This window comes from Candidatus Phytoplasma crotalariae, from assembly GCF_030586865.1.
GTDB classification, from domain to species: domain Bacteria; phylum Bacillota_I; class Bacilli_A; order Acholeplasmatales; family Acholeplasmataceae; genus Phytoplasma; species Phytoplasma citri.
In genome coordinates this window covers 1-15,414 of record NZ_JAOSIR010000011.1, presented here as the reverse complement: position 1 = coordinate 15,414, position 15,414 = coordinate 1, and the positions used below count along the sequence as shown (strand labels likewise).

General features: G+C 23.1%; 12 protein-coding genes. All 12 read left to right on the top strand.

Annotated features, from left to right (window positions below):
• Positions 1–343 precede the first annotated feature (343 nt).
• The 12 genes from nrdE to OC683_RS01195 all read left to right on the top strand — a co-directional run bounded on the left by nrdE (position 344) and on the right by OC683_RS01195 (position 15,130).
• Complete coding sequence (nrdE, locus tag OC683_RS01250) at positions 344–2,884, top strand: class 1b ribonucleoside-diphosphate reductase subunit alpha (protein ID WP_304514751.1); 2,541 nt, start codon at positions 344–346, stop codon at positions 2,882–2,884.
• Positions 2,885–2,929: 45 nt separating this feature from the next.
• Positions 2,930–4,456, top strand: a complete 1,527-nt coding sequence (dnaA, locus tag OC683_RS01245; protein ID WP_304514750.1) for a chromosomal replication initiator protein DnaA — start codon at positions 2,930–2,932, stop codon at positions 4,454–4,456.
• Positions 4,457–4,467: 11 nt separating this feature from the next.
• Positions 4,468–5,607, top strand: coding sequence for a DNA polymerase III subunit beta (gene dnaN, locus OC683_RS01240; RefSeq protein ID WP_304514749.1), 1,140 nt, complete (start codon positions 4,468–4,470; stop codon positions 5,605–5,607).
• 40 nt (positions 5,608–5,647) lie between these two features.
• Positions 5,648–6,895, top strand: coding sequence for a serine hydroxymethyltransferase (gene glyA, locus OC683_RS01235; RefSeq protein WP_304514748.1), 1,248 nt, complete (start codon positions 5,648–5,650; stop codon positions 6,893–6,895).
• Positions 6,896–7,065: 170 nt separating this feature from the next.
• On the top strand, positions 7,066–7,299 hold the full coding sequence (rpmE, locus tag OC683_RS01230) for a 50S ribosomal protein L31 (protein WP_304514747.1): 234 nt from the start codon (positions 7,066–7,068) through the stop codon (positions 7,297–7,299).
• Positions 7,300–7,338: 39 nt separating this feature from the next.
• Positions 7,339–7,926, top strand: coding sequence for a thymidine kinase (locus tag OC683_RS01225; protein WP_304514746.1), 588 nt, complete (start codon positions 7,339–7,341; stop codon positions 7,924–7,926).
• Between the two features lie 41 nt (positions 7,927–7,967).
• On the top strand, positions 7,968–8,435 hold the full coding sequence (locus OC683_RS01220; protein WP_078123047.1) for a nucleoside deaminase: 468 nt from the start codon (positions 7,968–7,970) through the stop codon (positions 8,433–8,435).
• A 229-nt stretch (positions 8,436–8,664) separates the two neighbouring features.
• Positions 8,665–9,309: a hypothetical protein gene (locus OC683_RS01215; RefSeq protein WP_304514745.1), complete on the top strand. Its 645-nt coding sequence runs from the start codon at positions 8,665–8,667 to the stop codon at positions 9,307–9,309.
• A 70-nt stretch (positions 9,310–9,379) separates the two neighbouring features.
• On the top strand, positions 9,380–11,236 hold the full coding sequence (mnmG, locus tag OC683_RS01210; protein ID WP_304514752.1) for a tRNA uridine-5-carboxymethylaminomethyl(34) synthesis enzyme MnmG: 1,857 nt from the start codon (positions 9,380–9,382) through the stop codon (positions 11,234–11,236).
• On the top strand, positions 11,229–11,846 hold the full coding sequence (gene rsmG, locus OC683_RS01205; protein WP_304514744.1) for a 16S rRNA (guanine(527)-N(7))-methyltransferase RsmG: 618 nt from the start codon (positions 11,229–11,231) through the stop codon (positions 11,844–11,846). The genes mnmG and rsmG overlap by 8 nt, the downstream gene beginning before the upstream one ends.
• A 617-nt stretch (positions 11,847–12,463) precedes the next feature.
• Positions 12,464–13,705, top strand: a complete 1,242-nt coding sequence (locus tag OC683_RS01200; protein WP_304514743.1) for a hypothetical protein — start codon at positions 12,464–12,466, stop codon at positions 13,703–13,705.
• A 261-nt stretch (positions 13,706–13,966) separates the two neighbouring features.
• Positions 13,967–15,130, top strand: coding sequence for a hypothetical protein (locus OC683_RS01195; protein ID WP_304514742.1), 1,164 nt, complete (start codon positions 13,967–13,969; stop codon positions 15,128–15,130).
• Positions 15,131–15,414: the final 284 nt, after the last annotated feature.

Here is a 15,414-nt window from a genome sequence, read left to right as displayed (position 1 = left end):
ATATATTTAAATCCTATTTATTAAAAATTTTTATATAATAATAATTATTATTTTTTATATAATAATAATTAGTATAATTTATTGATTAATTTTTTTAAAAAATTTTTTATATAAAAAATAATTTTAAAAAAAAATAATTAATTTTCTGATTCTTTTTTCTTTAAATTTATAATTTTGATATTTAATCCAAATAATAATAATTCTAAATTTTTTATTTTTTTATTACTTAAGTTTTATACTTAAGTTTTATTTTTTATTTTAGTTTGAAAATTTATTTATGTTATTATAATGAGATCATTAAAAAAATTATAATTATAATGGAATTTTAAATAAAATTAAATAGGTGATTGTTTTGAAAATTGTTTATGATGGATTAAAGCAAGGTAATGTTTATGATTTTGTAAAAAAATTAAATTATCCTAATCAACATATATCAGAATTTGTTGATAATAATGATAAAATTATTTTAATAATTAAAACAGTTGGTTTCGGAGAATTATCCCAAGAAGCTAGAAATTTTTTGAAAAAATATTCTCATTTGGTTATAGGTTTAGCTTCTTCCGGTAATAAAAATTTTGGTTTTAATTATGCCAAATCTGGAGATATTGCTTCTAAAGAATTCGGTATTCCTTTAATTATGAAATTTGAAGGAAAAGGTTTTACAGAAGATGTTCAAAAATTAAATGAATGGATTCAAAATTATAATAAATTTGAAATTAATATAGGAGTGAGTTGTAGTTTGGATTATAAATGTAAAAATTTTTTTAATAATCAAAATAAATTTTGTGATAATAATTCAATTTCTCGTTGGATCGTTTTAAATAATCAAATTATAGATGAAAATGGTAATATTAAGGATCTTAATAAAGATTTAGAAGCTTTAGATAGTTATTTATCTGAAGAAATTAATCCTAAATTAAAGAAATTTGATAATTTATCTGATAAATTAAAATTTTTAATTGATAATGATTATTATGAGGAAGATTTTTTGAAACTTTATTCTTTGGATCAAATTCAAGAAATTTACAAAATAGCATATGATTATAATTTTTGTTTTAATTCTTTTATGAGTGCTTATAAATTTTATAAAGATTATTCTTTAAAAACTAGAGATAAAAAAAATTATTTAGAAACTTATGAAGATCGTTTAGTTATTAATGCTTTGTATCATAGTTCCGGAAATTTCGAATTAGCTAAGCAATTAATTAATAGTTTAATTAGACAAAATTTCACTCCAGCCACTCCTACATTATTGAACAGCGGGCTTAAAAAAAGAGGAGAATTTGTTTCTTGTTTTCTTTTAGAGGCCGGAGATTCTTTGAATGATATATCTCGTATTATAGAATTTACTATGCAATTATCTAAAATAGGCGGAGGAGTCTCTATTAATTTATCTAATTTAAGAGCTAAAGGTGAATCTATTAAAGGAATTGCTAATGCATGTAAAGGTGTTATTGGTGTAGCCAAAATTTTAGATTATGTTTCTCGTTATGCTGATCAAATGGGACATAGATTAGGAGCTGTTGCTATTTATTTAAGTGCTCATCATGCTGATATTTTAGATTTTTTAAACTCTAAAAAATTAAATGCAGATGATGATATTAGATTAAAAACGTTATCTTTAGGTGTGGTAGTATCTGATAAAATGATTTCTTTAGCTAAAGAAAATAAGATGATGGCTTTGTTTTATCCTCATAGTATTTATAAAAAATATAAAATGAATTTTGCAGATGTTAGTGTTGAAATGAATAAATGGTATGAAATTTTGGTTAATGATCCTGATATTGATAAAAAATTTATAAATCCTAGACATCTACTAGAAACAATTGCTCAATTACAAGGTGAATCAGGTTATCCATATATTATGTTTTGCGATAATGCCAATAAACAAAATACTTCGAGCGGAAAAATTAAATTTTCCAATTTATGCACAGAAATTTTACAGCCTTCATTAACTTCTCATTATGCCCCTTATGATCAAAGAGATAAAGATATAATTGGTATGGATATTTCATGTAATTTATCTTCTGGTCATATGGGTAATATGATTAAAAATAAAAATATTAAAGAGACTGTTTTTTTAGCTATGGAATTGATGAATTCGGTTTCTATAAAGAGTAATATTCATTATGTTCCAGGAGTATGTAAAGCTAATCGATTAAATAGGAGTGTTGGTTTCGGCATGATGGGTCATCATAGTTTTTTAGTAGAAAATATGATAGAATTCGGTAGCGAAGAAAACTTAGAATTAATTGATGTTTTTTTTAATGCTGTTAATTATTATTCTTTGTTACATTCTAATTTGAAAGCAAAAAAAACAGGTCAAAAATTTTTTAACTTTGAACAATCAACTTATGCTAGCGGTGAATATTTCGAAAATAGACAAGCTATTATGCCTAAACTTCCAAAAATTCAAAAGATTTTTGAAGATATTGAATTACCTAATAACGAAGATTGGGATGAATTACGTAAAAACATTATAAAGTATGGTTTATGGAATTCACATAGATTAGCTATAGCCCCTAACGGTTCGATTGGATATGTTATGTCTACTACTTCTTCTCTAACACCTATTAAACAATTAGTTGAAGAAAGAACTTATGGAAATTCTAAAACTTATTTTCCGGCACCTTATTTGTCTGATTTTTCTTTTATGTATCAAACTGCTTATCAAATTGATAAATTTAAACTAATAAATGTTATAGCAGTTGCGCAAAAACATATAGATCAAGGTATTTCGTTGGAATTATGTATTAATTCTGATATGAATACTAGAGAATTGCAAAAAATTTATTTATATGCTCATTATAAAGGAATAAAAACTCTTTATTATACTAGAACTAGAAAATTAAAATTATCCGAATGTGAAGCATGTTCTATTTAATTATTTTTTTGGATAAAAAAAATATTTCTTAAGGAGAAAATGATTATGTCATTGTCGGTAAGACAAGTTTTAGATAAAGTGGTAGAGGAATTGTCTATAAGGTGTAGTCCAGAGGTTTTTAGAGCTAATTTTATTAATATGAAAAATCCTTATAAAATAGAAGAAAATACTATTTTTATTTTAGTTAGTGATTTTATTAAAACTAAAATTATTTTACTGAATTATTTAGATTTAATTCAGGAAATTTCTAAAAAATATTCTGATAAAGACATTTTTTTTAAATTTTTGTCTGACGAGGATTTATTAACTAATTCTGATAAAAATGTGGTTATAGATACTAATGATTCAGATAATAATTTTAATGATGATGATTTATTAACTAATTCTGATAAAAATATGGTTATAAACAGGACTAATTTGGATAATTTTGATAAAAATAAATCTTTACAAATGGATTATTCTTGGAATTTAAAAGAATTTAATTTGAATTATAATGATAATTTTTATTCTGGTTTGGAATCTAGGTATAATTTTGATAATTTTGTTACAGGAGCGAGTAATGATTTTACTTTTCGAATTGCTAAAAAAACTGCTAACGAAGAAACCTTATTGAGAGCTAATCCTTTATATATTTTTGGAGATGTTGGTTTAGGTAAAACTCATTTAATGCATGCTATAGGTAATTTTATAATGCAAAAAAATCCCCATAAAAAAATTTTGTATGTTAAAGCCGAAGGATTTATGGAAGAATTTACTTCTAAACTGAAACAAGATCAAATGGATGAATTTCATGCGAAATATAGAAATTTAGATGTTTTATTAATAGATGATATTCAAATGATGGAAAATGCTAAATATACGCAAATAGAGTTTTTTAAACTTTTTGATCATTTAAATTCTCAACGTAAGCAAATAGTTATTACCAGCGATAAACCTGTAACTCAATTAAAAAAAATTATGGGTAGATTAACAAACCGTTTTCAATCAGGTTTAGTGAGTGATATTAAGAAACCCGATCAACAACATTGCTTAAAGATTATTCAAAACAAGTTATTATCAATGCCAAGTAATTTAAGAAATAAATTAAATAAAGAAGTTTTAAATTTTATTTCTTTTCATTTTGGCGATAATATCCGTGAATTAGAAGGAGTTTTATTACGTTTATTAAATTATACTCAAATTTATGGTTTCGAAATGAATTTGACTAATTCATTAATCGCTTTAGAACCTTTATTAAAGAATAAAAATAATATTTCTTCTGAAGAAACTGATATTAGGAACATTCAGAAAGTTGTTAGTCGATTCTTTAATATTAAAGTTAGTGATTTAAATGGTCAATCTAGAGATCCTCAATATTCTTTACCTCGGGATATAGCTATTTATTTAATTAAAAAAAGAAATAAAATTTCTAATGAAATGATAGGTTTTTTATTTAATAAAAGACATTATTCGACTATTTCAAAATCTTATCAGAGAATCAAAAATAAAATTAAAGTGGATCAAAATTTAGAAAAAAATATTCAGAAAATAATGTTAAAATTAAATAATGATAATCTCGCTTTGGAGGGCTAATTCAAACAATTATGCATTTAGAAATTACAAAGGAAGTTTTATTACATTATTTATTGCAAATTTATAAAATACTTCCTCCTAAAACTCTTTTTCCTATTTTTCATTATATTAAAATTAAAGCTTTAAATAATATTTGTTATTTAGAAGCGATGGATTATAATAAGAATATTCAATTACAAATTAAAGACACCGATTTATCAGTTAAACAAAATGGTTCTTTAGTGATCATAGGTAAACATTTAGTGGATATTATTAAAAAAATTGATTTTTGTTCGTTAGAAATGACTCTTGTAGAAGATTATTTATTATTTATTAATTCTAAAAATTCTGAATATAAATTAAAAGTTATTGATTTGCAATTTTTTCCTTCTGTTAGTTTCGATTTTAAATCTGATAAATTTTTAGTTATTAAAAAGGAACTTTTAAAAAAAATTATTAAAGAAGTTAATGTTGCCGCTTCTCGTGATAAGCAACAAAAAATTCTTATGGGAGTTAATTTTATTTATGAAAATTCTATTTTAAGAGTTTTGGCTACAGATACTTTTCGAATTGCACAAAAAGAAATATCATTAGATTTAGATTATTGTGATTTCAATATTACTGTTTCTTATAAAAATTTAGAAGAATTATATAAATTATTAGATTATCAAAAAGACGAGTTCGTTAATATATCTATTAATAAACAAAAAATGATTTTAAAATGTGATAGTTTATTATTTCAAACTACTCTTTTAGAAGGCAAATATCCTGCATGGCCTATTATTAAGGTCGGTTCTTTTCCTTTTTTTGTAAAAATTAATAGATTAGATTTTTTAAAAACTTTAGAAAGAGTTTCTTTAGTTTTAACTAAAGAAGAAAATGTTTTTTCTAATATTATTAGATTATATATTAGATTAGATAATATTATAGAAATTTCAGCTAGTAGCGATGAAATTGGTCAAGCTTCGGAGCGATTAAATTCTATTGAAGTTTTTGCTAATGAAAATGTGGAAACTTTTTTAAATGTTCAACATTTAGAAGATATTTTAAAGGTATTTGCGGTTAAAGAATTTAAAATGATTTTTGATAGTTTTGCTACATCTTTTGTTATTTTTAACGAAGAAGATGCTGGTATGTTATATTTATTGTTTCCTGTTGTCGGTAAAACATAATATTATTCGAAAATTAAAATATCGGTGGTTTTTTGGGAACATGGATTATCTTAAAAAAAAGGATATTACAATACATAATTTAATTTTAAAAGAAACAAAAAGGCAAGAAGATTGTTTAACATTAATTGCTTCTGAAAATTTTACATCTCCAGCTGTTTTAGAAGCTCAAGGAAGTATATTAACTAATAAATATGCAGAAGGTTATCCTGATAAAAGATATTATAATGGTTGCTATTTTGTTGATGAAATTGAAAAAATAGCAATTTCAAGAGCTCAACAATTATTTAATGTTAAATATGTTAATGTCCAACCTCATTCAGGAACTCAAGCGAATATGGCTGTTTTGCAAGCTTTATTAAAACCTAATGATGTTATTTTAGGTATGTCTTTGGATGCAGGAGGGCATTTAAGTCATGGTTCTATTTTAAGTTTTTCTGGTATTTTCTTTCGTTCTTTTAGTTATAGTGTTTCTCCGGAGACAGAAATTCTTGATTATGAAAATATTCTTAAAATAGCTTATCAAGTGAAGCCAAAATTAATTATAGCAGGTGCTTCCGCTTATTCTAGAAAAATTGATTTTGTCAAATTTCGTCAAATTGCTGATAAAGTTAATGCTTATTTAATGGCGGATATTGCTCACATAGCAGGATTAATAGTAAGCCGTTTACACCCTTGCCCTTTACTTGCTAAAGCTGATGTAGTTACTTCTACTACTCATAAAACTCTTAGAGGTCCTAGAGGCGGAATTATTTTAACTAATAGTTTAGAGATAAATAATAAAATTAATAAAGGAATTTTTCCTGGAACACAAGGGGGACCTTTTATGCATATTATTGCCGCTAAAGCCGTTGCTTTTAAAGAAGCTTTAACAAATGATTTTATATTATATCAACAACAAGTGGTCAAAAATTCTTTGTGTTTAACTAATTGTTTAATAAGTTTAGGCTATCGTGTCATTAGTGGTACTACAGAAAATCATTTATTAACCGTTGATGTGACTTATAATAATCCGCAATTAAATGGTAAAATTGCGGCGGATATTTTGCAAAAAATTAATATTATAGTGAATAAAAATTTTATTCCTTTTGATAAAAAGAAAGGTTTTTATCCTTCAGGAATTCGACTAGGAACTGCTGCTATGACTACAAGAGGATTTAAGGAGAAAGAATTTATTCAAATAGCTTATATGATAAATCGTGCTTTAAAAAATTATCAAAATGAAATTATTTTAGCACAAATAAAAAAAGAAGTTTTAACCTTAATCGCTAAATATCCTTTATATTATTAAAAATTAATATAAAATTTTGATTTTATTATTGATATTTTAATTTAAATTTGGTGAATATGTTAAAATGTATTAGTGAAGATTTTTTTATCCAATTTTAATTATTCAAAAATCGTTTGTATTGGTTATGAAAAAAAATATTAATTTTATTTATTTAGAAAAGGATATAACTTATGAAAAAGACTATTCAACATCCTAATTTTTACGAAATTGAAGTCGTTTGTGCTACTTGTCATAAAAAACATAAAATCGGAACTACTGTGGAAAAAATTAAGATTGAAACTTGTTCAAATTGTCATTCTTTTTATACAAATTCTCAATCTTTTGTTACAGTCGCGGGCAGAATTGATAAATTTTATAAACGCTATGGTAAATTATCAGGCGCCAAAGACGAAAAATCAAATTGAATTCATTATTTATCAACGAAGAGAGAGGTTATCTTTATAATGATGGTGGTAGATGAAGAAGGTTTTATTGAAGTTATTTGCGGTCCGATGTTTTCTGGAAAAACAACTGAATTGATTAAACGCATTAATTTATTAAAATCTTTACAATTACAATTTTTAGTTTTTAAACCATTTATTGATAATCGTTATTCGTGCAAAAGTGAATTAATTAACCATAATTTAGAAAAAGCTCCTGCTATTTTAATTGGTAAAAGTCAAGAAATTTTTAATTTTATGAAACCGGGTATTGATTTTATAATTATTGACGAAGCCCAATTTTTAGATTCTGATATTGAAACAATTGTTAATGATTTATCTTATCAAGGTATACGTATTATTATAGCAGGTTTAGAATTAGATTTTCGTGGTAGACCTTTCGGTTCTATGCCATATTTATTATCTATTGCTGATAGAGTCACTAAATATAGATCTTATTGTTTTATTTGCGGAAAAGAAGCATCTAGAACTCAAAGAATTTATTCTAATTTGAAAAATAAATTTTCAATCGAGAAAGAACCAATAATTTTAATAGGCGGAAAAGATTATCATGAACCTTGTTGTCGAAAATGTCATAAATTTAAATTTTAAATTATTTTTATATTAATGTTGTTTTAGGTTTGCATTTGGTTATGAAAAAAAAACATTTTTGCTTTATGAAAGAAGCTTTTCAGGAAGCGCAAAAAGCTTTTGAAAAAGGAGAAGTTCCTGTAGGGGCTGTTGCAGTAATAGATGATAAAATCGTAGCTAGAGCCCATAATAATACAGAAAATAGTCAATTATTCTTTAGTCATGCAGAATTTTTAGTTCTTATAGAGGTTAATCTTCAATTGAAAAATTATAGAATGAATATGGTTGATATTTATGTTACTTTAGAACCTTGTATGATGTGTTTTGGAGCTTTAATTCAATCTCGAGTTAATAAAATTTATTATAGTGCTTCTAATGTTAATTTTAATTTTTATCATAATTTTTTATATATCTATAATAATTTAAAATATCATGAAAAATTTGTTAAATTATTTATTTTTGAATCAGAGAGTCGGAATATTTTAAGAAAATTTTTTTCTAATTTAAGACATAAACATTCTTATAATTGATTTTTTAATGTATAATAAGTTAGGTGATGATGTTTAAATTATATATTTAATAATTTTTTTAAAAATCATCATTCAATGTTAATTAAAATGAATTTGGTCAGATCTTAATTGAAGCAGCCATAAATTTTATTGCATGTGAGTGGTGATTTTTAAGAAAATTTGTTATATAATTTATATATATAAAGATAATTTAATTTTTAATAAAAATAAATAGGATAGGTTTAACAATTTGGGTTTTAATTTTTGGAATGAAAGTAAATTTCAGCTTTTACCTTTAGTTTTTGATTCTGTCAAAGGCGAACCTTTTCATGAGGATGAATATAAATTAGATCAACAACAGGTTAAAATTCAATTTTATTATTTGAAACAAAATGAATATCAAGATAATTTTGCTAAATTAAATCAGTATGTTGTTTGGACTTTAAAAGATAATATTTATCGAGTTTTTATAGATAAATTTTATTATGAAAAATTTAGTATTTTATATCAACCTGAAGTTAATATTTTTTTTATTAAGTATATTTTTAATTCTTTAAAAACTTATAATTCTATGTTATTAAATAGATATTTTTATATGTTTTGTGGGTTTTTATTTTATGTATTCAATGTTATTGTCTTTTTTAAATTAAATTATTTTTTAGGTAATTTCAAATTACTCTTAATATTTTTATTTTTTCTGTTATTTTTGATTTTCTCGTTATATTTAATTAAAAATCAAAATAGTGTTTTTGTAGATAAAAAAAAGAAATTATTTCAAGAATTTAAAAATAATATGGAAAGTTTTTTGGGAAAAGAAGTTACGGAAAAAATTTTATTAGAACATAAAGAATATTTAACTTTTATATCTGATAAAATAAAAAATGAAAATGAATAAATTTATTTACTTATTTTTATCAGAAATTTAATTTAAAAGATGACAATTCTTTCGGAAAGGCATGCTTAAAATGAAATATTACCAAACTATTGTAGTAGGCGGTGGTCATGCCGGTGTAGAAGCTGCTTTAGCTTTAGCAAAACAATCTCATAAAACTTTGTTAATCACTGGTAATTTCCAACAAATAGCTTCTCTTCCTTGTAATCCTTCTATAGGTGGTCCAGCTAAAGGTGTGGTTGTGAGAGAAATTGATGCTTTAGGTGGTATTATGGGAAAAGCTGCTGATATTTGTCAAATTCAAATGAAAATGTTAAATACTTCTAAAGGACCAGCTGTCAGAAGTTTAAGAGCTCAAATAGATAAAATTAAATATCCTCATTTTATTTTAAAAACACTTAAAAAAACTTCTAATTTAACTTTAATAGAGGATTTGGTCGAAAATTTAATTATTCAAGAAAACGATTCATGTGTTAAAGGGGTTAAATTAATTAGCGGCAAGATTATTTATAGTGATATCATTATATTAACTACAGGAACTTATTTAACAAGTAAAGTTTTAATAGGTTCTAAAATTATAAATTCAGGCCCTAATAAAGCTCCTACCACTTATGGTATCAGTGAACAATTAAAAAAATTTGGAATGGAAGTTATTCGTTTAAAAACAGGAACTCCGCCTAGAGTTCATAAAGATACTATTGATTATAGTAAAACTGTTGAACAAGCGGGTGATAACATTTTTCGAACCTTTAGTTCTCCTTCGATTATTAATGATTTAGGTGTGCAGAAATTATGTTTTTTGACTCATACTAATAATGATACTCATCAAGTAATTCGTAAATATTTACATAAATCAGCAATGTATAGCGGTTATATTTATAGTTCTGGTCCGCGTTATTGTCCTTCTATAGAAGATAAAATAGTAAGATTTTGTGATAAAAATAGACATCAATTATTTATTGAACCTGAAAGTTTGTTTTCTGAAGAGATGTATTTGCAAGGACTATCTATGAGTATGCCTTGTGAAGTACAAGAAGAAATTTTAAAAACTATTCCAGCTTTTTCAAAAGCTAAAATTATTAAATACGCTTATGCCATTGAATATGATGCTTTTAATCCGAATCAACTGTTTCATACTTTAGAAAGCAAAAAAATTAAAAATTTATTTTTAGCTGGTCAAATTAATGGTACTAGTGGTTATGAAGAAGCTGCCTGTCAAGGATTAATTGCGGGAATCAATGCAGCTTTAAAACTTCAAAATAAACCTCCTTTTATCTTAAAACGTAATGAAGCTTATATTGGTGTTTTAATTGATGATTTAATTAATAAAGGGACTTATGAGCCGTATCGTTTATTAACTTCTAGAGCTGAATTTCGTTTATTATTACGGCATGATAATGCAGATTTAAGATTAATGCCTTATGGTTTTAAATTTGGTTTAGTCGATCATAAAACTTTCGATTGGTTAAAAAGCAAACAAGTGAAAATTGATTCTTTAAAAGAAAAATTAAGTAATTTTTATTTAGATATAGAGGATTTTCGTAAATTAAATATTCATTTTGGTTCTCGTCGTATGAGTTTATATCAGTTATTAAAAAGATCTGATTTACAAGAAGATATTTTATATAATTTTTTTTCAAATCAATATTCTGCTGATGTTATAGAGCAAGTAGGAATTCAAATTAAATATGAAGATTATATTTTAAAATCTGAAAAAGAAGTTAAAAAAAATTCTTATTTGGAAGAAAAAATAATACCTAATAATATTGATTATCAAATGATTAACAATTTATCTCAAGAAGCTAAAGAAAAATTAACTAAAATAAAACCTTTTAATATAGCTCAAGCTTCTCGTATTTCTGGAGTGAATCCTGTTGATATTAATATTTTATTAATTTATTTGCAAAAGTATAGTAATTCTCATGTATAAATCATGTTTACAAAAAAAATTCAAATTAAATCAATTTCAAATGATGAAATTTCATACATATGCTATGTGTTTATTCAATTCTAATAATCAAATAAATTTAACTTCGATATTAGAACCTGAATTAATATATATTAAACATTTTTATGATTCTTTATTAGTGTCTTCTTTGGTTGATTTTAATCAAATCAATTCTTTGTGTGATATGGGTACAGGAGCAGGTTTTCCAGGAATTCCTTTAAAAATTGTATTTCCTCATTTAAATTTAATTTTAATCGAATCTTCTTATAAAAAAACTATTTTTTTAAAAAGTTTGGTTAAAAAAATATCTTTACAAAATGTTTATATTTATAACCAGAAGATAGAAAAACATCATCTTCGATATGATTATCTGATAGCTAGAGCTTTAGGAAGATTAAATATTATTTTAAAATTAGTTTATCCTTTGTTAAATAATCAAGGTAGTTTTATTGCAATGAAAGGTCCTAATTATAATAGAGAGTTTATAAGTGATAAAATTTTTGATAAATTCCGATTAAAAGATAAACAAATGGTCGATTTACCTAATCAAATAGGTACTAGAGTAAATTTATTATTTAGTAAATTGATATAATTTTATTTTATTTACTCACGATTGGTAATTTATAATTTTTTATTATCTTGATTGAATTTTAATTAATAGTTTTTTCTTATTTATTTTAAATTTAATTTTTGCGATTGTTATCTTTTATTTATATCGTTATTTGATAATAATTTAATTCAAATAGATTAAATAGATATAGAAAGCGCTATTAGAGAAAATAATAATGATAAAATTCTATCAACAAAATTTTAATATTCTTTTTAATTTTTATATTGATAGTATTTTTAATCAATTAATTATCAATCGAATTAACTTAAATATTTTTAAATGGGATTTTGGAATAATTTTAGTAGTTCGCTCTGGTTATATCTAGTTAATGTTTATTATTGAATAAATTTTAATTTAAATGAAAATTTATTGGTATTTGTGTTCTTTAAGATTTATTTTTACAGTAATTTAATATTTATGAAATTTAGTGATTATTATTAATTATTTTATGTATATATTCGTTTAAAAATAATTTAAATAATGTTGATTTATTTCAAAAAAACCTAATTAAAGATGATATAGATATTTATTAAGTTATTGAATTGAATTATTTATTATTTTTGATTCGAACACAGAAAAAGGAATTAATATAGAATTTCATGAATAAGTTATGGGAAAATATTTCTTATATTTTAATTTCTTCTTTTATTATTATCAGTGTTTTTTTGATAGGTTTTATTATTGTTAATTATGACGAAAATAAAGCTTATAATAGCCTTCTCAATAATTCTAAAATTTTTGAAAAAAGTCCGAATAATGAAGAAAATACGAAATTTATAAAAGATGGATCAATAACACGTTTCGCGCCTAAATCTTATTATGATTTTCAACAAGACGATCCTTCGGCGTCAGAAAGTAAAAACAATCAACAAGAAAATTCCGAATCAACTACACAAAGTTTTCAAACTATTAGTCATACAATAAATTCAGGTTCACCAGAAAATACCGAATCAAGAACTAATAATGTTTCTTTTGGTCAAAGACATTTTTATAATCCGAATTTTTTTGAATTGATTCGAAAAGTTTTAAATTTTGAAGTAATTGACTGGGGAACTATTCCAAATTTACATCCTGAAGATTTATTTTCTTTTTTCAAAGAAGAACCTAATAAATTTTTCAATCAAGAACAAAGAAATTTAATTATTAAATCTTATTTAGATGATTATAATATTCGAAGATTATTGAAAGAATATATTCTTCAAAATTACATTAATTTCCAAGAATTATTTAAATTCGGATTTACTTGGGAACAATTAGCTTTTTATTTTGGTTTTTTCAATTCAGATTTTCCTCAATATATTAGAGAAGTTTTAAAAGGTAAAAAGATTGTATGGAAACAATTATCAGAAGTATATGCTCATGATTTATTTATATTTTTTGATGAAGAACCTAATAAATTTTTCACTCAAGAACAAAGAAATTTAATTATTAAATCTTATTTAGATGATTTAGATGTTCGAGAAACTTTAAAATTTTATATTAAAGAAGATTCTAAACGTTTTTCAAAATTACTTAAATTTGGATTTACTTGGGAACAATTAGCTTTTTGTTTTGAATTCAAAAATAAAGCTTTTTATAAATATATTAAAAATGTTTTGAAAGGTAAACCAGTTGATTTTATAGATTCAAAAAATTTAAATTATCATGATGTATTTAGATTTTTTATACAAGAACCTGATCACTTTTTGACTAAACAACAAAGAAGCAGAATTATTCAAGCTTATTTATCAGATGATAATATTAAAGAATTTTTAAAACACTCTATACGCTATGATATTATTAGTGTTTCGCAATTTTTTGAATTCGGATTTACTTGGGAACAATTAGACGTTTTGTTTTGATTTTCACACTTCAGATTTTCCTCAATACATTAAAGAGTTTTTAGAAAGTCTAAAGGTTTTATAGCAAGAAATATCCAATTTATATAATAATGATTTACTTTTATTTAATTTTATTTTAATATTTTTTTGATTATTCTAAAAAGTTATTATTGTTTATTTGGTAAAATTAATCGAGATGAAATTTTTAAAAAGTTTATCTCGATTAATTTCTTTTTTCTTTTTATAATAAATTCATTAATTAAGGAAGTTATAAAATATTTTATGAATATCGAAAAAATTTTTAATTATAAATTGATTGTATGTATTATTAATTTATTTTTGATAAGTGGAATGTTTTTTTCAATTTTTTCTAATTATCAAACACAAACAAATTCTAAAGAAGTTATATTGTCTTCTAAAAATAACATTCTTAGCAAATATAATGATTATTCGAAAATGGTGATTTCTGAGAAAAATTTTTTTTCAATTGATCAAGAATTTTTTAAAAGTGTTACAACTGATATAAGAAAAAAAATTTTTAAAAATGGTGAATTAGTAGGAATTAAATTATATGAAAACGAAAATGATAAGTTTCCTATTGTGTTTGAAGAATATAATGAGAAAAATTTTATAACACAAATTACTAAATATAACAAAGATAATGGCTTTAAATTGTATACAATTAAATATATTTATAATAAATCAAAAGTTATTAATAAAATTAAAGAAATTTATAATGATTTGCAAAAAATTATTCAAATAGAAATATACAATGTTAATTATAGTTTTGATAAATCTAATGATTATTTGAGTAAAGTTACTAAATATAATGATTTTAATAGTATTTTGTATACTGTAGATTATATTTATAATAAATCACAAAAAGTTATTCGTATGAATAAAGATATTTATAATGATTTAGGTAAACGTCTTTTTACAGAAATTTATCATATCATTGATGGTTCAGAGATGCCTGTTTTGAGAAAAAAAATTCGTTATTCTTTGAAAAATGGTATAATTGAATCTATTTTTCACTATTTTAACGTAAAAGATAATAAAAAAAAGATAGTTAAGCAATTTTTTGTTGGTGGTATTCTTGATAAAACTGTTACAGAAGAAACCGATTTATTAGCTAATAAAAAAACTAAAATAGTTTATCAAGATCGTGATGACGAAATATTTAAGATTAGTAAATATGATTTAAATCAACATATATGGTGTTCAGAAGTTTATAAAAATAAAGTTATTGTAGACAGACGTTGTGAAGATAAAAAAGATAAAAGTAATCGTTCTTATAAGCATTATCAAAAATTACAAAATAAAGAAGATTTAGCTCTTATTGATGAACAATTTATCGATGAACAAAATAATGTATGGAATAAAAAATATATTTATAAAGCTAATGGCGAATTAGATCATGTTATCGCTAAAAAAATTTATTATTAAAAAGATTTTGTATTATTTTTAGATATTAGAAGTAATTAATTTATAATAAATTTAGATTTTAATCGAAATTAAAATTTTTAAATTTATTTAAATTTTACTTTTTTTTATTATAATAATATCTAAGGGCGCTAAATAGACCTTAATATTTTTGATATCATCTGAAAAATGTCACATTTTTGTGTCATTAACCTGTCAGTTAACCTGTTTCGTCCTTCGAAAAGATTGGGATTGATAATTATTCCAGTCATTTCACCTTGATAATTTCTCATTCCTTTGATTCTTTC

Coding starts and splice junctions, on each gene's coding strand:
- dnaA (WP_304514750.1), top strand. CDS start 2,930: ATGTCATTGTCGGTAAGACAAGTTTTAGATAAAGTGGTAGAGGAATTG.
- dnaN (WP_304514749.1), top strand. CDS start 4,468: ATGCATTTAGAAATTACAAAGGAAGTTTTATTACATTATTTATTGCAA.
- glyA (WP_304514748.1), top strand. CDS start 5,648: ATGGATTATCTTAAAAAAAAGGATATTACAATACATAATTTAATTTTA.
- rpmE (WP_304514747.1), top strand. CDS start 7,066: ATGAAAAAGACTATTCAACATCCTAATTTTTACGAAATTGAAGTCGTT.
- OC683_RS01225 (WP_304514746.1), top strand. CDS start 7,339: ATGATGGTGGTAGATGAAGAAGGTTTTATTGAAGTTATTTGCGGTCCG.
- OC683_RS01220 (WP_078123047.1), top strand. CDS start 7,968: ATGAAAAAAAAACATTTTTGCTTTATGAAAGAAGCTTTTCAGGAAGCG.
- mnmG (WP_304514752.1), top strand. CDS start 9,380: ATGAAATATTACCAAACTATTGTAGTAGGCGGTGGTCATGCCGGTGTA.
- rsmG (WP_304514744.1), top strand. CDS start 11,229: ATGTATAAATCATGTTTACAAAAAAAATTCAAATTAAATCAATTTCAA.
- OC683_RS01200 (WP_304514743.1), top strand. CDS start 12,464: ATGAATAAGTTATGGGAAAATATTTCTTATATTTTAATTTCTTCTTTT.
- OC683_RS01195 (WP_304514742.1), top strand. CDS start 13,967: ATGAATATCGAAAAAATTTTTAATTATAAATTGATTGTATGTATTATT.